Below are 16,226 nucleotides of genomic sequence, written 5' to 3'. Positions count from 1 at the left end.
CGCTAGTCTTCCAACCATGGCCGCCCTGTCTCACCACGACCGCCACAGCGCCGTCACCGAGATGCCCGACGACCTCCGCGCCGACGTCCGCCTCCTGGGAGAGATCCTGGGTCAGGCAATTGCCGAAGACGGCGGCCCCGACCTCCTTGCCGATGTCGAACGTCTCCGCAAAGCGGTCATCGCCGCCCGCCGGCGGGAGACCACGGTCGACGATGTGGCGGCTCTGGTCGCCGAATGGCCCCTCGACCGGGCCGTGCTGATCGCCCGTGCCTTCACCTGTTACTTCCACCTCGCCAACCTGGCCGAGGAGCACTACCGCATCCGCATCCTGCGGCAGCGCGACCGCGACGACGTGCCGGTGCCCGAGTCGCTGCCGCAGGCCGTGCGGGCGCTGCGCAGCGACGTGGGGACCGAGGAGCTCGACCGGCTCATCGGGCAGCTGGAGTTCCGGCCGGTGCTGACGGCCCACCCGACCGAGGCCCGGCGGCGCGCGGTGGTGACGGCGATCCAGCGGATCAGTGGCCACCTCGACCTCTACAACACGCCCGGCCGGGGCGCGGGGGAGCAGCAGGAGGCCAAGCGGCGGCTGCGCGAGGAGGTCGACCTGCTGTGGCGGACCGCCCAGCTCCGGTCGACCAAGCTCGACCCGCTCGACGAGGTGCGCACCGCGATGGCGGCCTTCGACGAGACGCTCTTCCGGGCCGTGCCGCTGATCTACCGGTCGCTCGACGGCGCTCTGGAGCCGGGCACCGGCACCCGCCCGCCGCTCGCCCGCCCCTACATTCGCTACGGCTCCTGGATCGGCGGCGACCGCGACGGCAACCCCAACGTGACCTCGAAGGTCACGCGCGAGGCCATGCTGATCCAGAACGAGCACGTGCTGATCGCGCTGGAGAACGCGGCCACCCGCATCGGCCGCACGATGACGCTGGCCGCCGAGCGCACCCCGATCTCGCCCGCCCTGCGCGCCGCCCTGTCCCGCGCCGAGGGCGACTTCCCCGACCTGGTCTCCGAGATGGCGACCCGCACGCCGAGCGAACCGCACCGGCAGTGGCTGCTGTTCGTGGCCGGGCGCATCGCCGCGACCCGCCGCCGCGACCTCGACCTGGCCTACCGGTCGCCCGCCGACCTGCTCACCGACCTGCGGCTGGCGCAGGAGTCGCTCGTCGAGGCCGGCGCGGTGCGGCAGGCGTACGGGGAACTGCAGCACCTGATCTGGCAGGTGGAGACCTTCGGCTTCCACCTGGCCGAGCTGGAGGTGCGGCAGCACTCCCAGGTCCACGCCGCCGCGCTGGCCGAGATCGAGGCCGGCGGGGCCCGCTCCGAGCGCACCGAAGAGGTGCTGGCCACGATCCGGAGCATCGCCTGGATCCAGGAGCGCTTCGGCGTCACCGCCTGCTCCCGCTACGTCGTCTCGTTCACCCGCTCGGCCGACGACATCCTGGCCGTCTACGCCCTGGCCCAGCACGCCCTCGGCGACCGCGCGCCGGTGCTCGACGTGGTGCCGCTGTTCGAGTCGGGGGAGGACCTCGACAACTCGGTGCGTGTGCTGAGCGGGATGATCGCCTCCGAGCCCGTCCAGAAGCGGCTGGCGGCCAACGGCCGCCGGGTCGAGGTCATGCTCGGCTACTCCGACTCCGCCAAGGAACTCGGCCCGGCCGCCGCGACCATGCGCCTCTACGACGCGCAGGCCGCGCTCACGAAGTGGGCCGCCGAGAACGAGATCGTGCTCACCCTCTTCCACGGCCGGGGCGGCGCCCTGGGCCGGGGCGGCGGACCGGCCAACCGGGCGGTCCTGGCGCAGGCGCCGGGCTCGGTCAACGGCCGGTTCAAGGTCACCGAGCAGGGCGAGGTCATCTTCGCCCGCTACGGCCACATGGCCATCGCCCGCCGCCACATCGAGCAGGTCACCAACGCGGTGCTGCTCGCCTCGACCAGCCCGGTCGAGCAGCGCACCGCCGACGCCGCCGCGAAGTTCCGCGAGCTGGCCGACCAGGTCGCCACCGCCTCCGAGCGGGCCTACCGGGGCCTGACCGAGGCGCCCGGCTTCCCCGAGTGGTTCGCGCTGGTCAGCCCGCTGGAGGAGATCGGCTCGCTGCGCCTCGGCTCCCGCCCGGCCCGCCGCGGCCTGGGGGCGCCCAAGTCGCTCGACGACCTGCGCGCCATCCCGTGGGTCTTCGCCTGGGCCCAGACCCGGGTCAACCTGCCCGGCTGGTACGGCCTGGGCTCCGGCCTGGCCGCCGTCCTCGACGCCGGAGGCCAGGCGGAGCTGCGGGAGGCCTACAAGGAGTGGCCGCTGTTCGCCTCGCTGCTCGACAACGTGGAGATGTCGCTGGCCAAGACCGACCGCGCCATCGCCAGCCGTTATCTCGCGCTGGGCGGCCGCGACGACTTCTTCAAGCAGGTCATGGACGAATACGACCTGACCCGGCGGCTGGTCCTGGAGATCACCGGCCACTCCCGGCTGCTGGAGTCGCGAAGGGTGCTGTCCAGGGCCGTACAGCTCCGCGACCCCTACGTCGACGCGCTGTCGCACCTGCAGCTGCGGGCGCTGACCGCGCTGCGCACCGCCGACGACCTGGGCGACGACGAGCGCGAGAGCCTGTCGACGCTGCTACTGCTCAGCGTCAACGGCGTCGCCGCGGGTCTGCAGAACACGGGCTGAGCCCGCGTACACGTTGAAGCGCTCCTCGCGGAGGAAGCCCACGAGGGTCATGCCGAACTCCCGCGCCACGTCGACGGCCAGCGACGAGGGCGCGGAGACGGCGGCCACGATGGAGATCCCGGCCGCGAGGGCCTTCTGCATGATCTCGTACGACGCCCGGCCGGACACCAGCAACACCGGCCGGGGCCCGTCGTTGAGCAGCGACCAGCCGATCACCTTGTCGACCGCGTTGTGCCGGCCGACGTCCTCCCTGAGCCTGATCAGCTCACCCTCGGGGGTGAACAGACCGGCGGCGTGCAGGCCGCCGGTCCGCCCGAACACCCCCTGGGCGGCGCGCAGTTTCCCGGGCAACCCGTAGAGGGTGTCCGCCGAGATCTCCAGATCGTCGGCGGCCAGCGGCGTGCACTTGCCGTGCAGCGCGTCGAGGCTCGCCGAGCCGCACACTCCACAGGCGCTCGACGTCACGAAGTAGCGGTCGAGTCCGGGCAGGTCGGGCAGCGGGCCGCGCAGCCGGACCGTCACCGTGTTGAACCGCGCCTCCGGCGGCACGTCCTCGTCGGTGCAGTAGGCGATGGCCTCGATGCCGGTGATGCCCTCGCCGTTGAGGAACCCGGCGGCCAGCTCGAAGTCGGAGCCGGGGGTCCGCATCGTGATCGCCAGGGTCCGCCGCTCGGTCCCGGACGTGATGCGGATCTCCAGCGGCTCCTCGGTGGCCACCTCGTCGGGCCGGTCGCGGGAAAAGGTCCCGGCGACCGACCTGACGCGGTAACGCGTGACCGGACGGTCACCCATGGCGGGTCAGCGTCGCGGCCGCGTTGTAGTCGGGGATCCTGGCGTCGGGCGACCGGCGGCCCTTGTCGAGCAGCACGTTGCCCTCCGGCCAGTGCACCTGGATGTTCCCCGGCGTCAGCGGCGCCCGCAGCACCTTCCCGACCAGCGACCCGCTGGCCGTGGTCAGCTCGACCTCGGTCCCGTCGGGCAGGCCGAGCCGGTCGGCGTCGTAGGGGCTCATCAGAACGGCCTCGCGGGTGGCGCCGTTGAAGCCGTCGACCCGCTCGTGGACCATGCTGTTGAACTGCTTGCCGCGCCGGGTCGCGACCAGGAACGTCCCGTCGGGCCGGTGCAGCCTCGGCAGGCCGACCGCCGCGAACGTCGCCGTGCCGAAGGGCAGGTGCCGCCCGCCGTACTGGACGTTGTCGCCGAACTTCGCCAGCTTCGCGATGCCCTCGTAGAACGGCACGGCCTTCTCGATGTCCCGCCGGATGTCGGCGGTGCCGCCGTAGCGAAGCTTGGCCGCCAGTTCGGGCCTGGCGCGGGCGGCCAGCTCGGTGAAGATCTTCCATTCGGGCCAGGCCTCGCCGACACGCGGCCCCTTGACCTCGGGGGAGAAGATGATGCGCCGTTCGGTCGAGGTCTCGGTGACCCCGCCCTCCATCTCGTAGCGCGTCTGCGCCGGGAGCAGGATCACGGTCTCGCCCGGGACGAGCATCTGCGAGGACACCACGATGTCGACGTGCACCCTCAGGCCCACACGTTCGAGCGCCTCCCGGCAGTAGGCCGGGTCGGGCAGCACCTCCAGGAAGTTGCCGCCGCTCGACACCAGGACGTCGAGCTCGCCCGCGTGGGCGGCGTCGATCATGTCGGTGGCGGTCAGGCCCGGCGTGAGCGGCAGGTCGAAGCCCCACAACTCGGCGAACCTGCGGGTGTGCTCCTCGGTGATCGGCAGGCCGCCCGGCAGGCCGGTGGCGTACGCGCCCATCTCGGCTCCGCCCTGCACGCCGCTGTGGCCGCGGATCGGCATCAGGCCGCAGTGGTCGCGGCCGAGGAAGCCGCGGGCCAGCGCCAGGTTGACGATCGCGCGGACGTTGTCCTCGCCGTAGGTGTGCTGGGTGACGCCCATCGACCAGACGAGCACGGCCGACTTCGCCTCGCCGAGGAGGCGCGCCAGCTCGTACATCTCGGCCTTCGTGGCGCCCGACAGGGCCTCCAGCTCCTCCCACGACTGCGACTCGACGGCGGCGCGGGCCTCCTCGAAGTCCTTGGTGCGGTCGGCGATGAACGCCTCGTCGAGCCACTCGTTCTCGATCAGGTGCTTCAGCACGCCGTTCAGGAACCCGATGTCCCCGCCGATGTTGACCGGGAAGAAGTGGTCGGTGATCTTCGTGCCGAAGACGGCCGACTCGACGTTGGAGGGCACCCAGTACTTCTGCATGCCCGGCTCGCGGTAGGCGTTGACCATCGCGACCTTCGTCCCGGCCTTCTTCGCGTGGTAGAGGTACTTCATCGCGACCGGCTGGTTGTTGCTCGGGTTGCTGCCGATGAAGACGATCAGGTCCGAACCGATCCAGTCGGTGTACGAACAGGTCGTCGCCGCCGCCCCGATCGCCTGCTTCAGCGCGACCGTCGAGGGCGAGTGGCAGATCCGGGCGGCGTTGTCGACCGAGTTGCTGCCGAGGGCGCGCACCGCCTTCTGGGCGGCGAAGTAGTTCTCGTTCGGCACGCCACGGCTGGTCAGGTAGACGCCGAGCTTCCCGTTCAGGCGGGGCGCGATCGTGTCGAGCGCCTCGTCCCACGAGATCCGGGTGAAGCCCGGGTCGCCCGCGCGCCTGATCATCGGGTGGGGCAGCCGCCCCAGCTCCCGCAACTGCGCGCTCTTGGCCGGGAGCGCCGACACGTCGGCCAGCAGGGCCGGGTCGAGCGCGGGGGCCGTGTTCAGCGGCAGCAGCCGGAGGCGGATGTTGCACAGATGGACCTCGTCCATCGTCCAGTCGCGCATGCCCTTCGTGCCGAGCGCGCAACCGTCACAGGTGCCCTGGGTGAGCAGGCGCCAGGCGTAGCGGCGATTGCCTTTCACCGCTCGGAAGGCCTTCCACAACTCTAGGTAGTTGTTCGGTTTACGTTCGCCGATGCCGAAGGGCTTCCAGCTGGCCCAAGTTCTCATAACGGCAGATTATGCCCACCGTAACCCCCTCAAGGGTAGCGGCGACTACATGGGGTAGTAATCCCAGGTCATCGACTGTTCGTCGAACGGAACGGTGTTCGGAAGGGAGAATGGCAGTCATGCCCGAACCTTCGTATCCCGATCTCGACCGACCCCAGTTGTCCCAGGCCGCCCTCCGGGCCGAGCTGGTCAGGCCCGGATCGTTGTGGTCGTCCCTCACCGTGGTCGAGCGCACCGGCTCCACCAACGCGGACCTCGGGCAGGCCGTCCGCGACGGCGTCCGCGAGGGGGCGGTCCTGGCGGCCGAGTCCCAGTATGCCGGGCGGGGCCGCCTCGGCCGCGTCTGGATCGCCCCGCCGCGCTCCGGGCTCACCTTCTCCGTCCTGCTGCGGCCCGAGGTCCGGACCTCCCTGCAGGGCTGGTTGCCGCTGCTGTTCGGGCTGGCCGCCGCCACCGCGATCCGCCAGGTCGCCGAGGTCGACGTACGGCTGAAATGGCCCAACGACCTGCTCCACGACGAACGCAAGCTGGCCGGCATCCTGGCCGAGCGCATCGACTCGGCCGTGGTCATCGGCATGGGCCTCAACGTCAGCCTTCGCGACTCGGAGCTGCCCGTCCCTCACGCCACCTCCCTCGCGCTGGCCGGGGCGACCTGCCTCGACCGCGACCGGCTGCTGGCCGGGGTGCTGCGGGAGCTCGAACGGCTCTACCGCGACTGGAGCCTGGCCGGCGGCGACGCCGACGCGTCCGGCCTGCGGGCGGCCTACCTTGCGGCGAGCGCGACGGTCGGGCAGGAGGTCCGGGTCGAACTGCCGGGCGAACGGCTGCTCGCCGGCCGGGCGACCGGGATCAGCGAGTCGGGTCAGCTGATCGTCACGAGCGGCGGCGCCGACCATCCCCTGAGCGCGGGCGACGTCGTCCACGTTCGACGGTAGAACCACGCCCGGAACGGACTGGTACGTGCCACGATGTGGCCCATGGGTCTCCCTGATCACCACCTGACCGACGGTGAACGAGTCGTCCATTCGTTCCACCCGCACTGGAAGCGGCTCGTCGGTCCGTTCCTCGCGCTGGTCCTCGTCGTGGCCGCCTCGTCGGCCGCGATCTACTTCATACCGAACGACTACGAATACTCCGGCATCGCCCGCATCGCGGTCGCGGTGGTCTCGGTGGTCGCGCTCGTCCTGCTCACCTTCGTGCCCTACCTGCGGTGGAAGACGACCGGCTACACCCTGACCACCCACCGGTTCACGATCAGCACCGGCGTCCTCAGCAAGTCCCAGGACGACATCCCGCTCGCCAAGGTCAACTCGGTCAGCTCCGACCAGACCCTGATGGAGCGTGTCCTGGGCAGCGGGACCCTGAAGGTAGAGTCGGCGTCCGAACGCGGGGTCATCGACTACCGCGACATTCCCAAGATCCAGACCATCCGCGCCGATCTGTTCCGGCTGGTGGAGGACGCCTCCGACGGGGTCGTCGACGGTCACTGATCTGTGGCGGTCCTCACATAGGCAAGCCTAACCAAAGTCGGCTACCTTAGGAGAGCCTTACCTATGCATCTCCGAAGGGTCCCTGGATGTACGCCTGTGTGTGCCGCGCCGTCACCGAGAACGAGGTGCACGACTGCATCGCCAACGGCGCCCGGACCGTGCGGCAGATCCGCGACACCACCGGCGCCGGGGGCGACTGCGCCTCTTGTGTCCGGAAGATCTGTGCCATTCTGAAGCGGTCAGAGAGTTTGATCACGACCGCGTAGGCAAGGGACCGGGCATGCAGGGCGACAAGGACATCATTGCGCTGCTCAACGAGCAGCTTACGTCTGAGCTGACGGCCATCAATCAGTACTTCCTCCACGCCAAGATGCAGGAGAACTGGGGGTTCACCAAGCTCGCCAGCTTCACCCGCGCGGAGTCGATCGACGAGATGCGCCACGCCGAGGCGCTGACCGACCGCATCCTCTTCCTCGAAGGCCTGCCCAACTACCAGAAGCTCTTCACCCTCCACGTCGGCCAGACCGTCAAGGAGCAGATCCAGAGCGACCTGGAGCTCGAACTCGGCGTCGTCAAGCGCCTGAAGCCGGGCATCGCCCTGATGCGCGAGCGCGGCGACATCGTCTCGGCCCTCCTCTTCGAGGAGATCCTCAAGGACGAGGAGCACCACATCGACTACCTGGAGACCGAGCTGGCCCTCATGGAGACGCTCGGTGACGCTCTGTACCTCCAGCGGTACGCCGAGCCGCCGTCCGCGTCCTGACGCAGTCGAGACGCAGGGCCGCGAGAAACGCCCGCCGGGGTCCCGGCGGGCGTTCGCTTGTCTCGGGGCGGTCCGCGTCTCGCGTTCGGCACCAAAGCCGCCCGGACATGCTGCCGCAAAACCGCCTTTGTCCATGTTTGCCCAGGTCAATTGATGGGTCAACGTGGAGTCAAACCGCGCGCTGTGCCCGGGAAACGATCGCCTAAGGTCCTACGATCGCTTCCATGACCTGCGTACTTCTCGCCGAGGATGACACCTCGATCTCCGAGCCGCTTGCGCGCGCCCTGCGCCGGGAGGGCTACCAAGTCGAGGTGAGTCCCGACGGCCCGCAGGCCCTGGAAAGGGCACTCTCGGGAGGCGTCGACCTCATCGTTCTCGACCTCGGTCTCCCGGAGATGGACGGCCTGGAGGTCGCCCGCCGTATCAGGGCCGAGGGCCACGGCACTCCCGTGCTGATCCTGACCGCTCGCGTCGACGAGGTCGACACCGTGGTCGGCCTCGACGCCGGGGCCGACGACTACGTCACCAAGCCGTTCCGCCTCGCCGAACTGCTCGCCCGCGTCCGGGCCCTGCTGCGGCGGGGCACCTCCGAGACGCCGGTGGTCCAGGGCGTCCGGATCGACGCCGACTCGCGCCGGGCCTGGATGGGCGACAAGGAACTCCACCTGACCACCAAGGAGTTCGACCTGCTCCGCGTGCTCGTGCGCGACGCCGGCAAGGTCGTGACCCGGGAGCAGATCATGCGGGAGGTCTGGGACACCAACTGGTGGGGTTCCACCAAGACCCTCGACATGCACATCTCCTGGTTGCGGCGCAAGCTCGGTGACGACGCGGCGAAGCCGCGGTACATCACGACCGTCCGAGGGGTCGGCTTCCGCTTCGAACGCGAGTAAGGGGCATGCGGAGGCGTCTGCTCTCCTCGATGCTGCTCGTCGCGGTCATCGCGGTGCTGCTGCTCGGAGTTCCCCTCGGTGTTGTCGTCGTCCGTCTCATCAACGACGAAGCCGCGCAGGAGCTCCGAGCGGAGGCCACGCGCGTGCTGATCAGCGTTGAGTACGCCATCAGCCAGGAGCAGCCGGTCGATCCCAAACAACTGGAGCGGAACTACCCCAACCGGTTCATCCAGGTCGCGTTCCGCGGCATAGAGCCGATCACCGTCGGCGTCGAACCTCCCGTGAACCGGTCGCTGACCGAAGACGCGCGCTCCGAGAACGGCGTCGTCCGGCTCAGCCGCGACACCGCGGAGATCGACCGCGACATCCGGGCGCGGCTGCTGCTGACCATCGCCCTGGCGGTCGCCGCCCTGGTCGTGGCCATCGGGCTCGCGGTCGTGACGTCACGGAGACTCACGCTGCCGCTCCTCGATCTGGCCAAGATCGCGGAGCGGCTGGGCTCGGGCGACGCGCGTCCGAGCAAACACCGCTACGGCATCCCCGAGCTCGACCGGGTCGCCGAGGTGCTCGACCGCAGCGCGATCCGCATCTCCGAGCTGCTCGGCCGCGAGCGCGAGTTCGCCACCGACGCGTCCCACCAGCTCCGCACGCCCCTGACCGGGCTCACCATGCGCCTGGAGGAGATCGTCGCGGCGGCGTCCCAGCCGGCCATCGTGCGCGAGGAGGGGGAGGCGGCGATCGTCCAGGCCGAACGGCTGACGGCGGTCATCGACGAGCTGCTCAACGCGGCCCGGCGGCAGCGCCACTCCCAGGCCGAGCCGATCGACGTCGACGAGGTGCTGGTCCAGCAGATCACCGAGTGGGATCCGGCGTTCCGGCGCTCCCACCGGTCGATCCAGCTCACCGGCAGCCGGGGCCTCCACGCGCTGGCCACCACGGGCGGGCTCAGCCAGGTCGTGGCCACGCTGCTCGACAACTCCCTGCACCACGGGGGCGGCATCGTGTCGATAACGACGACGAGCTCGGAGAAGTCCATCGTCATCGAGGTCTCCGACCAGGGCGAGGGGGTGCCCGAGAAGATCCGTACCAGGATCTTCGAACGGAGTGTGACCGGCGGCAGCGGCACCGGGCTCGGGCTCACGCTGGCGCGGTCGCTGGTCGCCGCCGACGGCGGACGGCTGGAGCTGGTCAAACCCCGGCCGGCGACGTTCGCGATCTTCCTGCGGAAGGTCGGCGACGACGAGAAGGGCTACCGCGTCGTGAGCGGCCCCGCCTGACCTTCCTCCTGGACCACCGGCGGGGCCATGAACACCCACCGCTTGTACGACCAGAAGCGGAACAGCGTGCCGAGACCGGTGCCGATCAGCGTGGCGATGTTGTTGGCCACGATGTTGTCGAGCCCGAGCGTGTAGCGGCTCAGGCCGAGGCAGATCAGCTCGATCAGCAGGCCGACGCCGTTGAGCACGAAGAAGAGGACGTACTCCCGGGCCAGGCCGCTCTGCTCACGGTGGCGGAAGGTCCAGTAGCGGTTGCCGAAGTAGGCGAAGGTCGCGGCGACGACCGTCGCGATGACCTTGGCGGACAGGGTGCCCTCGGAGCCCCACATGGCCCACAGGATGTTGACGACGCCGAAGTTGATCACGAAAGCGATGGCGCCGACGGAGCCGAACTTGATCAACTCATGGAGGAGGGTGGCGAATCGCGCGTAGGCGCCGCGGATGAGTTGCTGCACGAGCCGCACAGTCCTTCCTGGTGGGATGGGGTCGTCTCAGGCTACCGGTTGGGGCTGTTAGGCGGGCTGAAAGCTTCCTCTGAGTCCCTTTCTGCCCAGGTCGTCCAAGAACATTTCAAGAAATTTCAGACTTTGCGGCCCGATCGGGGTCGCCACGGGCTACGTTGGCGCCCGACGTCACACCCGCGCGCACATTTGGGAGAGGTGCGGGCATCCTCATGGTCCGACTGAGCCGGATGGTGATCACCGGTACCGTGCTGGGCCTGCTGGCCGCCTGCGGCGGGCTGCCCGCCGAGACCACGGCCCGGGAGTCCCCTTCCCGCGAACCCGAGACGCTCACCCTGGCCGCCGCCGAGACCGCCTTCGCCGACCTGGCCGTCCTCGAAACCGCGTGGGGCGACAGCGACTGCGATGAGGTGGCCCGCCTGCTGGCCGCCCCGATCGCCGAGCTCGGCGGCGCCGCCTGCACGGCCACCGCGCTCGGCCACGAGGGCGCCCGGTTCGAGTACGGAGAGCCGGAGTTCTACCTGCCCAGCCGCGACGCCAAGGGACGGCCGTGGTTCGCCGCACTGGCGAAGAAGCCCGACCCGGCCTACTTCGTCTTCACCCAGGGCAAGGGCGGCTGGCGGCTGGCCCTCGGGCCGATCCCGGTGCCCGACGGCGCTCCCGAGGTGCCCGTCACCGAGGCGGTCGTGCCCGCCGGCGACGTCAACCCGCAGGTCACCGCCAGTCTGGTGTCCCAGCGCTGCCTGACCTATCTGACCGACCCGACGGGGGTCAACGGCATCCGGGTCTCCTCGGGCGACGCCCTGCGGGAACTGCGCGACTCGATCACCCGGGCCCCGGCCAGGCACCGCCCGGACAAGATCGGCGTCGACGTGCGCCTCGTCCGCAGCGCGCCGGCGCACGCGCTGGCCCTCCCGGGCGGCGCGTCCCTCGTCTTCCACACCCTGCGGCTGGTCACCACCCAGAGCCCCGGACCGGGCCGTGACTCGCTGGCCAAGCCCTCCTTCCCCGACCGGGACGTGCGCGCCTTCGCCGGTCAGGGCCGGCTCGGCAAGGTGACCGCGGAGGAGCTGTTGTTCCTGGCCACGAAGGTCGACGCCGACGGCCGGATGACGACGGTGGGGCTGGGCCGCAGGCTGGCCTCCGTGACGAACGGCTGAACCGGGCTGGGTAAGCTTCCCCTTCGTGAACAGCCCCTTCATCGTCGGCATGGTCGGCGCCGGGCAGCTGGCCCGGATGACCCAGCAGGCCGCCATCGCCCTCGGCGTCGAGCTCCGGGTGCTGGCCGGATCACGCGACGAGAGCGCGGCCAAGGTCGTCGTCGACACCCGGCTCGGCGACCACCGCGACCTCGGCGACCTCATGGCGCTCGCCAAGGGCTGCGACGTGGTGACCTTCGACCACGAGCACGTGCCGACCGAGCTGATCGAGTCGCTCGGGACGCCGGTCCGGCCGGGCGCCGCGGCGCTGGTCCACGCCCAGGACAAGCGGGTCATGCGCGAACGGCTGACCGCTCTCGGGGTGCCGTGCCCCCGGTGGAGCTCGACCGACTTCACCGCCCCCGTCGTGCTGAAGGCCGTCAGGGGCGGCTACGACGGGCGGGGCGTATGGGTGGCGCGCACTCAGGCCGAGGTCGACGAGGTGGTCTCCCACGGGGTCGACCTCATCGCCGAGGAGATCGTGCCCTTCGAGCGGGAGCTCGCCGTGCTGGTGGCGCGCTCGCCCCACGGGCAGGGGGTGGCCTACCCGGTGGTGGAGACCGTCCAGGAGGACGGGATCTGCGTCGAGGTGATCGCGCCCGCCCCCGGCCTCGACCCCGAGCTCGCCGCCGAGGCGCAGCGCATCGCCCTGACCATCGCCGAGGAGCTCGGCGTGACCGGCCTGCTGGCGGTGGAGATGTTCCAGACCGCCACGGGCCTGCTGGTCAACGAGCTGGCCATGCGCCCGCACAACTCGGGTCACTGGACGATCGAGGGCGCCCGCACCTCCCAGTTCGAGCAGCACCTCCGTGCGGTGCTCGACCTGCCGCTGGGCTCGCCCGAGATGGCGGCGCCGGTGGTCGTGATGGCCAACCTGCTGGGCGGCCCCGACCCCGACGTGTACTCCCGCTACGAGCACGTGATGGCCAACGACCCCGCCATCAAGATCCACTTCTACGGCAAGGACGTCCGTCCCGGCCGCAAGATCGGCCACGTGACCGCCCTGGGCGACGACCTCGACGAGGTCCGCGCCAGGGCCCGCCACGCGGTCACCTGCCTGAGAGGACCCCTGAGTGCCTGACCTGCGGCCTGACGTCGGCATCGTCATGGGCAGCGACAGCGACTGGCCCGTCATGGGCCAGGCCGCCGAGGCGCTGCGCGAGTTCGGCGTGCCCTTCGAGGCCGACGTCGTGTCGGCCCACCGCATGCCCGAGGAGATGATCGCCTACGGCAAGTCGGCCGTCTCGCGGGGCCTGAAGGTGATCGTGGCGGGCGCGGGCGGCGCGGCCCACCTGCCCGGCATGCTGGCCTCCGTGACCCCGCTGCCGGTCATCGGCGTGCCGGTGCCGCTGAAGTACCTCGACGGGATGGACTCGTTGTTGTCGATCGTCCAGATGCCGGCCGGCGTCCCGGTCGCGACGGTCGCGGTCGGCGGGGCCCGGAACGCGGGTCTGCTCGCGGTACGGATCCTGGCGGCGTCCGACCCTGCGTTGCAGGAGCGGATGGTGGAGTTCCAGGCGGACCTGAAGAAGACCGCCTACGCCAAGGGCGAGGCCCTCCGGAAGGCCGCGGGGGGCGCTTCGTAGGGCGGCCTCGTCGGCTGCTTACTTTTTCGGTGTTGCTCCGGTTCCGCCGCATTGGCGGCAGTTCACCCATTTACGCGTGGTGACCGTGGCGCCGGATGACGTCTTGAACTCGACGACCTCGTGCCATCCGCCGACTCCCTGGCACCGGTTGCAGGTCTCACTGTCGACGCAGGTGAGGCCTCCTGCCGGGCCTGGATGGAGGGCGGCGATCACGGCGTTCTTCTGCTGTTCGGTGAGGAACGGGACGGTGATCACACTCCCACGGGGGGTCGTGTACGTCACGAAGTGGTCGTTTTCCATGACCGTGATGTTAAGTAGTGGTCTATTGCTCGTCTATCACGGTTTGGTGATGGTCTACTGCGGGCGGCCCAGGGCGCGGTAGTTCCAGCCGGCCTCGCGCCAGACCGTCGCGTCCAGGGCGTTGCGGCCGTCGACGATGTTGCGGCGGTTCACGACGCGGCCCAGGGCGTGGGGGTCGAGGTCGACGAACTCCTGCCATTCCGTCAGGAGCAGGACCACGTCGGCGTCGCGGGAGGCGGACAGGGCCGACTCGGCGTAGCTCAGGGTCGGCTGGGCCTTGCGGGCGTTGTCGAGGGCCACCGGGTCGTAGACGGTGACGGCGCCGCCCTCCTGGCCGATCGTGGCGGCCACGTCGAGGGCGGGGGAGTCGCGGATGTCGTCGGAGTTGGGCTTGAAGGCGGCGCCCAGGACGCCGACCACGCGGTGGCGGAACGAGCCGCCGACCATGTCGCGGGCCAGGTCGACCATACGGGCGCGGCGGCGCATGTTGATCGCGTCGACCTCGCGCAGGAAGGTCAGGGCCTGGTCGGCGCCGAGTTCCCCGGCGCGGGCCATGAAGGCGCGGATGTCCTTGGGCAGGCAGCCGCCGCCGAACCCCAGGCCGGGGTTGAGGAAGCGGCCGCCGATGCGTTCGTCGTACGAGAGAGCCTTGGAAAGTTGTTTCACGTCGGCCTGGGTGGCCTCGCAGACCTCGGCCATGGCGTTGATGAAGGAGATCTTGGTGGCCAGGAACGCGTTGGCGGCCGTCTTGACCAGTTCGGCGGTCGGGAAGTCGGTGACCACGATCGGGACCTCGCCGAGCGGCGCGTAGACCTCGCGGAGGATCTGCTCGGCCCTGGGGCCGGCGACGCCGAGGACGATCCGGTCGGGGTGGAGGGTGTCGTTCACGGCGAAGCCCTCGCGGAGGAACTCGGGGTTCCAGGCCAGGTCGACGTGGTCGCCCGCCAGCCGCCGCAGCCGGGCCGCGAGGCGCTGGGCGGTGCCGACAGGGACGGTCGACTTGCCCACCACGAGGCAGTCGCGCCGCAGGTGCGGGGCGAGGGAGTCGACGACCTGGTCGAGGTGGGAGACGTCGGCGGCGTACTCGCCCTTCTTCTGGGGTGTTCCGACGCAGACGAAGTGGACGTCGCCGAACTCCGCGACCTCCTCGTAGGAGGTGGTGAACCGGAGCCGGCCGGTGGCGACGTGCTTCTTGAGGAGGGCCTCCAGGCCCGGTTCGTAGATCGGCGACTCGCCGCGCCGGAGCCGGGCGATCTTGTCGGGGTCGACGTCGAGGCCGAGCACCTCGAAGCCGAGCTCCGCCATGCACGCGGCATGCGTCGCGCCCAGATATCCGGTCCCCAGGACCGTCAGTCGGTGTGTCACGCCGCCGCTCCCCTCGATGACCTGCATTTATCAGGGTGTGTGATGTTACCTGAGGCTATCGGGGGCAGACCGCCCGCTGGGATAGTTGGACGTCCTAGAATCCATACATGAGCTTTCCTCTGTACGCGCCGGCGGAGGAGCACGACATGCTCCGCGAGGCGGTCCGGGCCCTGGCCGAAGAGAAGATCGCCCCGCGTGCCGCCGCGGCCGACGAGAACGAGGAGTTCCCCGAAGACTCCTACAAAGACCTCGTCGCGGCCGACTTCCACGCCGTCCACGTGCCCGAGGAGTACGGCGGGGCGGGGGCCGACGCGCTCGCGGCGGTGATCGTCATCGAGGAGGTGGCCCGGGTCTGCGCGTCCTCCTCGCTCATCCCCGCGGTCAACAAGCTCGGCACGGTGCCGCTGCTGCTGTCGGCGTCCGAGGAGCTCAAGGCGGCCTACCTGCCCGCCGTCGCCCGGGGCGAGGCGATGTTCTCCTACGCCCTCTCCGAGGCCGAGGCCGGCTCCGACGCCGCCGCGATGCGCACCCGCGCCGTGGCCGACGGCGACTCCTACGTGCTCGACGGCGTGAAGACGTGGATCACCAACGCGGGCGTCTCGGAGTTCTACACCGTCATGGCGGTGACCGACCCGTCGGCCGGGGCGCGGGGCATCTCCGCGTTCGTGGTCGAGAAGGCCGACGAGGGCGTCTCGTTCGGGCCCAAGGAGAAGAAGCTCGGCATCAAGGGGTCGCCGACCCGCCAGGTGATCCTGGAGAACGTGCGCATCCCCGCCTCCCGCATGATCGGCGCGCCCGGCACCGGCTTCAAGACCGCCCTGGCGACCCTCGACCACACCCGCATCACCATCGCCGCGCAGGCCCTCGGCATCGCCCAGGGGGCGCTCGACTTCGCCGTCGGCTACGTCAAGGAGCGGCGGCAGTTCGGCAAGGCCATCGGCGACTTCCAGGGCGTCCAGTTCATGATCGCCGACATGGCGATGAAGCTGGAGGCGGCACGGCAGCTCACCTACGCGGCGGCGGCCAAGTCGGAGCTGGCCATGCACGGCACCCCGGTCAAGGACCTGACGTTCTTCTCCTCGGCGGCCAAGACCGCCGCCTCGGACGCGGCGATGGAGATCACCACCGACGCGGTGCAGTTGCTCGGGGGGTATGGGTACACGCGGGACTACCCGGTGGAGCGCATGATGCGCGACGCCAAGATCACCCAGATCTACGAGGGGACCAACCAGATCCAGCGGATGGTGATGGCTAGGCAGCTCCTTAAATAGCCGTTGAACAGCGAA

16 protein-coding genes are annotated in these 16,226 nt (G+C 70.2%); 11 read left to right on the top strand and 5 right to left on the bottom strand.

The annotated features are described in order from the left end of the window. Window positions 1–16: 16 nt before the first annotated feature. A complete protein-coding gene (locus QSK34_RS17420) occupies window positions 17–2,665 on the top strand; it encodes a phosphoenolpyruvate carboxylase (RefSeq protein ID WP_285585346.1) in 2,649 nt (882 codons plus the stop codon). Here QSK34_RS17420 and fdhD read toward each other — a convergent pair. Both fdhD and QSK34_RS17410 read right to left on the bottom strand, forming a co-directional pair. Then, complete coding sequence (fdhD, locus tag QSK34_RS17415) at window positions 2,615–3,457, bottom strand: formate dehydrogenase accessory sulfurtransferase FdhD (protein WP_285585345.1); 843 nt, start codon at window positions 3,455–3,457, stop codon at window positions 2,615–2,617. The genes QSK34_RS17420 and fdhD overlap by 51 nt on opposite strands. After that, window positions 3,450–5,606 (bottom strand): FdhF/YdeP family oxidoreductase, encoded by a 2,157-nt coding sequence (locus tag QSK34_RS17410; protein ID WP_285585344.1) that lies wholly within the window; start codon window positions 5,604–5,606, stop codon window positions 3,450–3,452. The genes fdhD and QSK34_RS17410 overlap by 8 nt, the downstream gene beginning before the upstream one ends. 119 nt (window positions 5,607–5,725) lie before the next feature. On the opposite strand from QSK34_RS17410, the gene QSK34_RS17405 reads away from it, so the two are divergent. The 6 genes from QSK34_RS17405 (at window position 5,726) to QSK34_RS17380 (ending at window position 10,029) form a co-directional block, all read left to right on the top strand. After that, complete coding sequence (locus QSK34_RS17405) at window positions 5,726–6,541, top strand: biotin--[acetyl-CoA-carboxylase] ligase (protein WP_285585343.1); 816 nt, start codon at window positions 5,726–5,728, stop codon at window positions 6,539–6,541. Window positions 6,542–6,583: 42 nt separating this feature from the next. Then, entirely contained in the window at window positions 6,584–7,096 is a 513-nt protein-coding gene (locus tag QSK34_RS17400; protein WP_285585342.1) for a PH domain-containing protein, read from the top strand. Window positions 7,097–7,182: 86 nt separating this feature from the next. After that, a complete protein-coding gene (locus tag QSK34_RS17395) occupies window positions 7,183–7,362 on the top strand; it encodes a (2Fe-2S)-binding protein (protein WP_062342920.1) in 180 nt (59 codons plus the stop codon). Window positions 7,363–7,376: 14 nt separating this feature from the next. Further along, entirely contained in the window at window positions 7,377–7,859 is a 483-nt protein-coding gene (bfr, locus tag QSK34_RS17390) for a bacterioferritin (protein WP_161481668.1), read from the top strand. A gap of 224 nt (window positions 7,860–8,083) precedes the next feature. Continuing rightward, on the top strand, window positions 8,084–8,752 hold the full coding sequence (locus tag QSK34_RS17385; RefSeq protein ID WP_030451323.1) for a response regulator transcription factor: 669 nt from the start codon (window positions 8,084–8,086) through the stop codon (window positions 8,750–8,752). Between the two features lie 5 nt (window positions 8,753–8,757). Further along, on the top strand, window positions 8,758–10,029 hold the full coding sequence (locus tag QSK34_RS17380; RefSeq protein ID WP_062342924.1) for a sensor histidine kinase: 1,272 nt from the start codon (window positions 8,758–8,760) through the stop codon (window positions 10,027–10,029). On the opposite strand, the gene QSK34_RS17375 is transcribed toward QSK34_RS17380, so the two are convergent. Then, window positions 10,002–10,484: a GtrA family protein gene (locus tag QSK34_RS17375; protein WP_285585339.1), complete on the bottom strand. Its 483-nt coding sequence runs from the start codon at window positions 10,482–10,484 to the stop codon at window positions 10,002–10,004. The genes QSK34_RS17380 and QSK34_RS17375 overlap by 28 nt on opposite strands. 218 nt (window positions 10,485–10,702) lie before the next feature. Between QSK34_RS17375 and QSK34_RS17370 the strand changes: the two genes are divergently transcribed. The 3 genes from QSK34_RS17370 to purE are packed head-to-tail and all read left to right on the top strand — an operon-like array spanning window position 10,703 to window position 13,275. After that, window positions 10,703–11,650 (top strand): DUF8094 domain-containing protein, encoded by a 948-nt coding sequence (locus QSK34_RS17370; protein WP_285585338.1) that lies wholly within the window; start codon window positions 10,703–10,705, stop codon window positions 11,648–11,650. A gap of 49 nt (window positions 11,651–11,699) precedes the next feature. Next, a complete protein-coding gene (locus QSK34_RS17365) occupies window positions 11,700–12,770 on the top strand; it encodes a 5-(carboxyamino)imidazole ribonucleotide synthase (RefSeq protein WP_285585843.1) in 1,071 nt (356 codons plus the stop codon). A 25-nt stretch (window positions 12,771–12,795) separates the two neighbouring features. Beyond that, the gene (purE, locus tag QSK34_RS17360) at window positions 12,796–13,275 is read left to right on the top strand and encodes a 5-(carboxyamino)imidazole ribonucleotide mutase (RefSeq protein ID WP_353051404.1); all 480 of its coding nucleotides are present in this window, start codon (window positions 12,796–12,798) and stop codon (window positions 13,273–13,275) included. A gap of 18 nt (window positions 13,276–13,293) precedes the next feature. On the opposite strand, the gene QSK34_RS17355 is transcribed toward purE, so the two are convergent. Both QSK34_RS17355 and QSK34_RS17350 read right to left on the bottom strand, forming a co-directional pair. Continuing rightward, a complete protein-coding gene (locus tag QSK34_RS17355; RefSeq protein ID WP_285585336.1) occupies window positions 13,294–13,575 on the bottom strand; it encodes a hypothetical protein in 282 nt (93 codons plus the stop codon). A gap of 54 nt (window positions 13,576–13,629) precedes the next feature. Then, complete coding sequence (locus QSK34_RS17350) at window positions 13,630–14,940, bottom strand: UDP-glucose dehydrogenase family protein (protein WP_285585335.1); 1,311 nt, start codon at window positions 14,938–14,940, stop codon at window positions 13,630–13,632. Window positions 14,941–15,047: 107 nt separating this feature from the next. Here QSK34_RS17350 and QSK34_RS17345 point away from each other — a divergent pair, with 107 nt between their 5' ends. After that, on the top strand, window positions 15,048–16,211 hold the full coding sequence (locus tag QSK34_RS17345; RefSeq protein WP_285585334.1) for an acyl-CoA dehydrogenase family protein: 1,164 nt from the start codon (window positions 15,048–15,050) through the stop codon (window positions 16,209–16,211). Window positions 16,212–16,226 lie beyond the last annotated feature (15 nt).

It is taken from the genome of Herbidospora sp. NBRC 101105 (genome assembly GCF_030269205.1).
GTDB lineage: Bacteria > Actinomycetota > Actinomycetes > Streptosporangiales > Streptosporangiaceae > Herbidospora > Herbidospora solisilvae.
Note: the sequence above shows the minus strand (reverse complement) of the source record. Positions and strands in the feature narration are given on the sequence as shown.

What these genes read in the sequence shown, in the direction of transcription:
- QSK34_RS17420 (WP_285585346.1), top strand. Translation starts at nt 17, where the DNA reads ATGGCCGCCCTGTCTCACCACGACCGCCACAGCGCCGTCACCGAGATG.
- fdhD (WP_285585345.1), bottom strand. Translation starts at nt 3,457, where the DNA reads ATGGGTGACCGTCCGGTCACGCGTTACCGCGTCAGGTCGGTCGCCGGG.
- QSK34_RS17410 (WP_285585344.1), bottom strand. Translation starts at nt 5,606, where the DNA reads ATGAGAACTTGGGCCAGCTGGAAGCCCTTCGGCATCGGCGAACGTAAA.
- QSK34_RS17405 (WP_285585343.1), top strand. Translation starts at nt 5,726, where the DNA reads ATGCCCGAACCTTCGTATCCCGATCTCGACCGACCCCAGTTGTCCCAG.
- QSK34_RS17400 (WP_285585342.1), top strand. Translation starts at nt 6,584, where the DNA reads ATGGGTCTCCCTGATCACCACCTGACCGACGGTGAACGAGTCGTCCAT.
- QSK34_RS17395 (WP_062342920.1), top strand. Translation starts at nt 7,183, where the DNA reads ATGTACGCCTGTGTGTGCCGCGCCGTCACCGAGAACGAGGTGCACGAC.
- bfr (WP_161481668.1), top strand. Translation starts at nt 7,377, where the DNA reads ATGCAGGGCGACAAGGACATCATTGCGCTGCTCAACGAGCAGCTTACG.
- QSK34_RS17385 (WP_030451323.1), top strand. Translation starts at nt 8,084, where the DNA reads ATGACCTGCGTACTTCTCGCCGAGGATGACACCTCGATCTCCGAGCCG.
- QSK34_RS17380 (WP_062342924.1), top strand. Translation starts at nt 8,758, where the DNA reads ATGCGGAGGCGTCTGCTCTCCTCGATGCTGCTCGTCGCGGTCATCGCG.
- QSK34_RS17370 (WP_285585338.1), top strand. Translation starts at nt 10,703, where the DNA reads ATGGTCCGACTGAGCCGGATGGTGATCACCGGTACCGTGCTGGGCCTG.
- QSK34_RS17365 (WP_285585843.1), top strand. Translation starts at nt 11,700, where the DNA reads ATGGTCGGCGCCGGGCAGCTGGCCCGGATGACCCAGCAGGCCGCCATC.
- purE (WP_353051404.1), top strand. Translation starts at nt 12,796, where the DNA reads ATGGGCAGCGACAGCGACTGGCCCGTCATGGGCCAGGCCGCCGAGGCG.
- QSK34_RS17355 (WP_285585336.1), bottom strand. Translation starts at nt 13,575, where the DNA reads ATGGAAAACGACCACTTCGTGACGTACACGACCCCCCGTGGGAGTGTG.
- QSK34_RS17345 (WP_285585334.1), top strand. Translation starts at nt 15,048, where the DNA reads ATGAGCTTTCCTCTGTACGCGCCGGCGGAGGAGCACGACATGCTCCGC.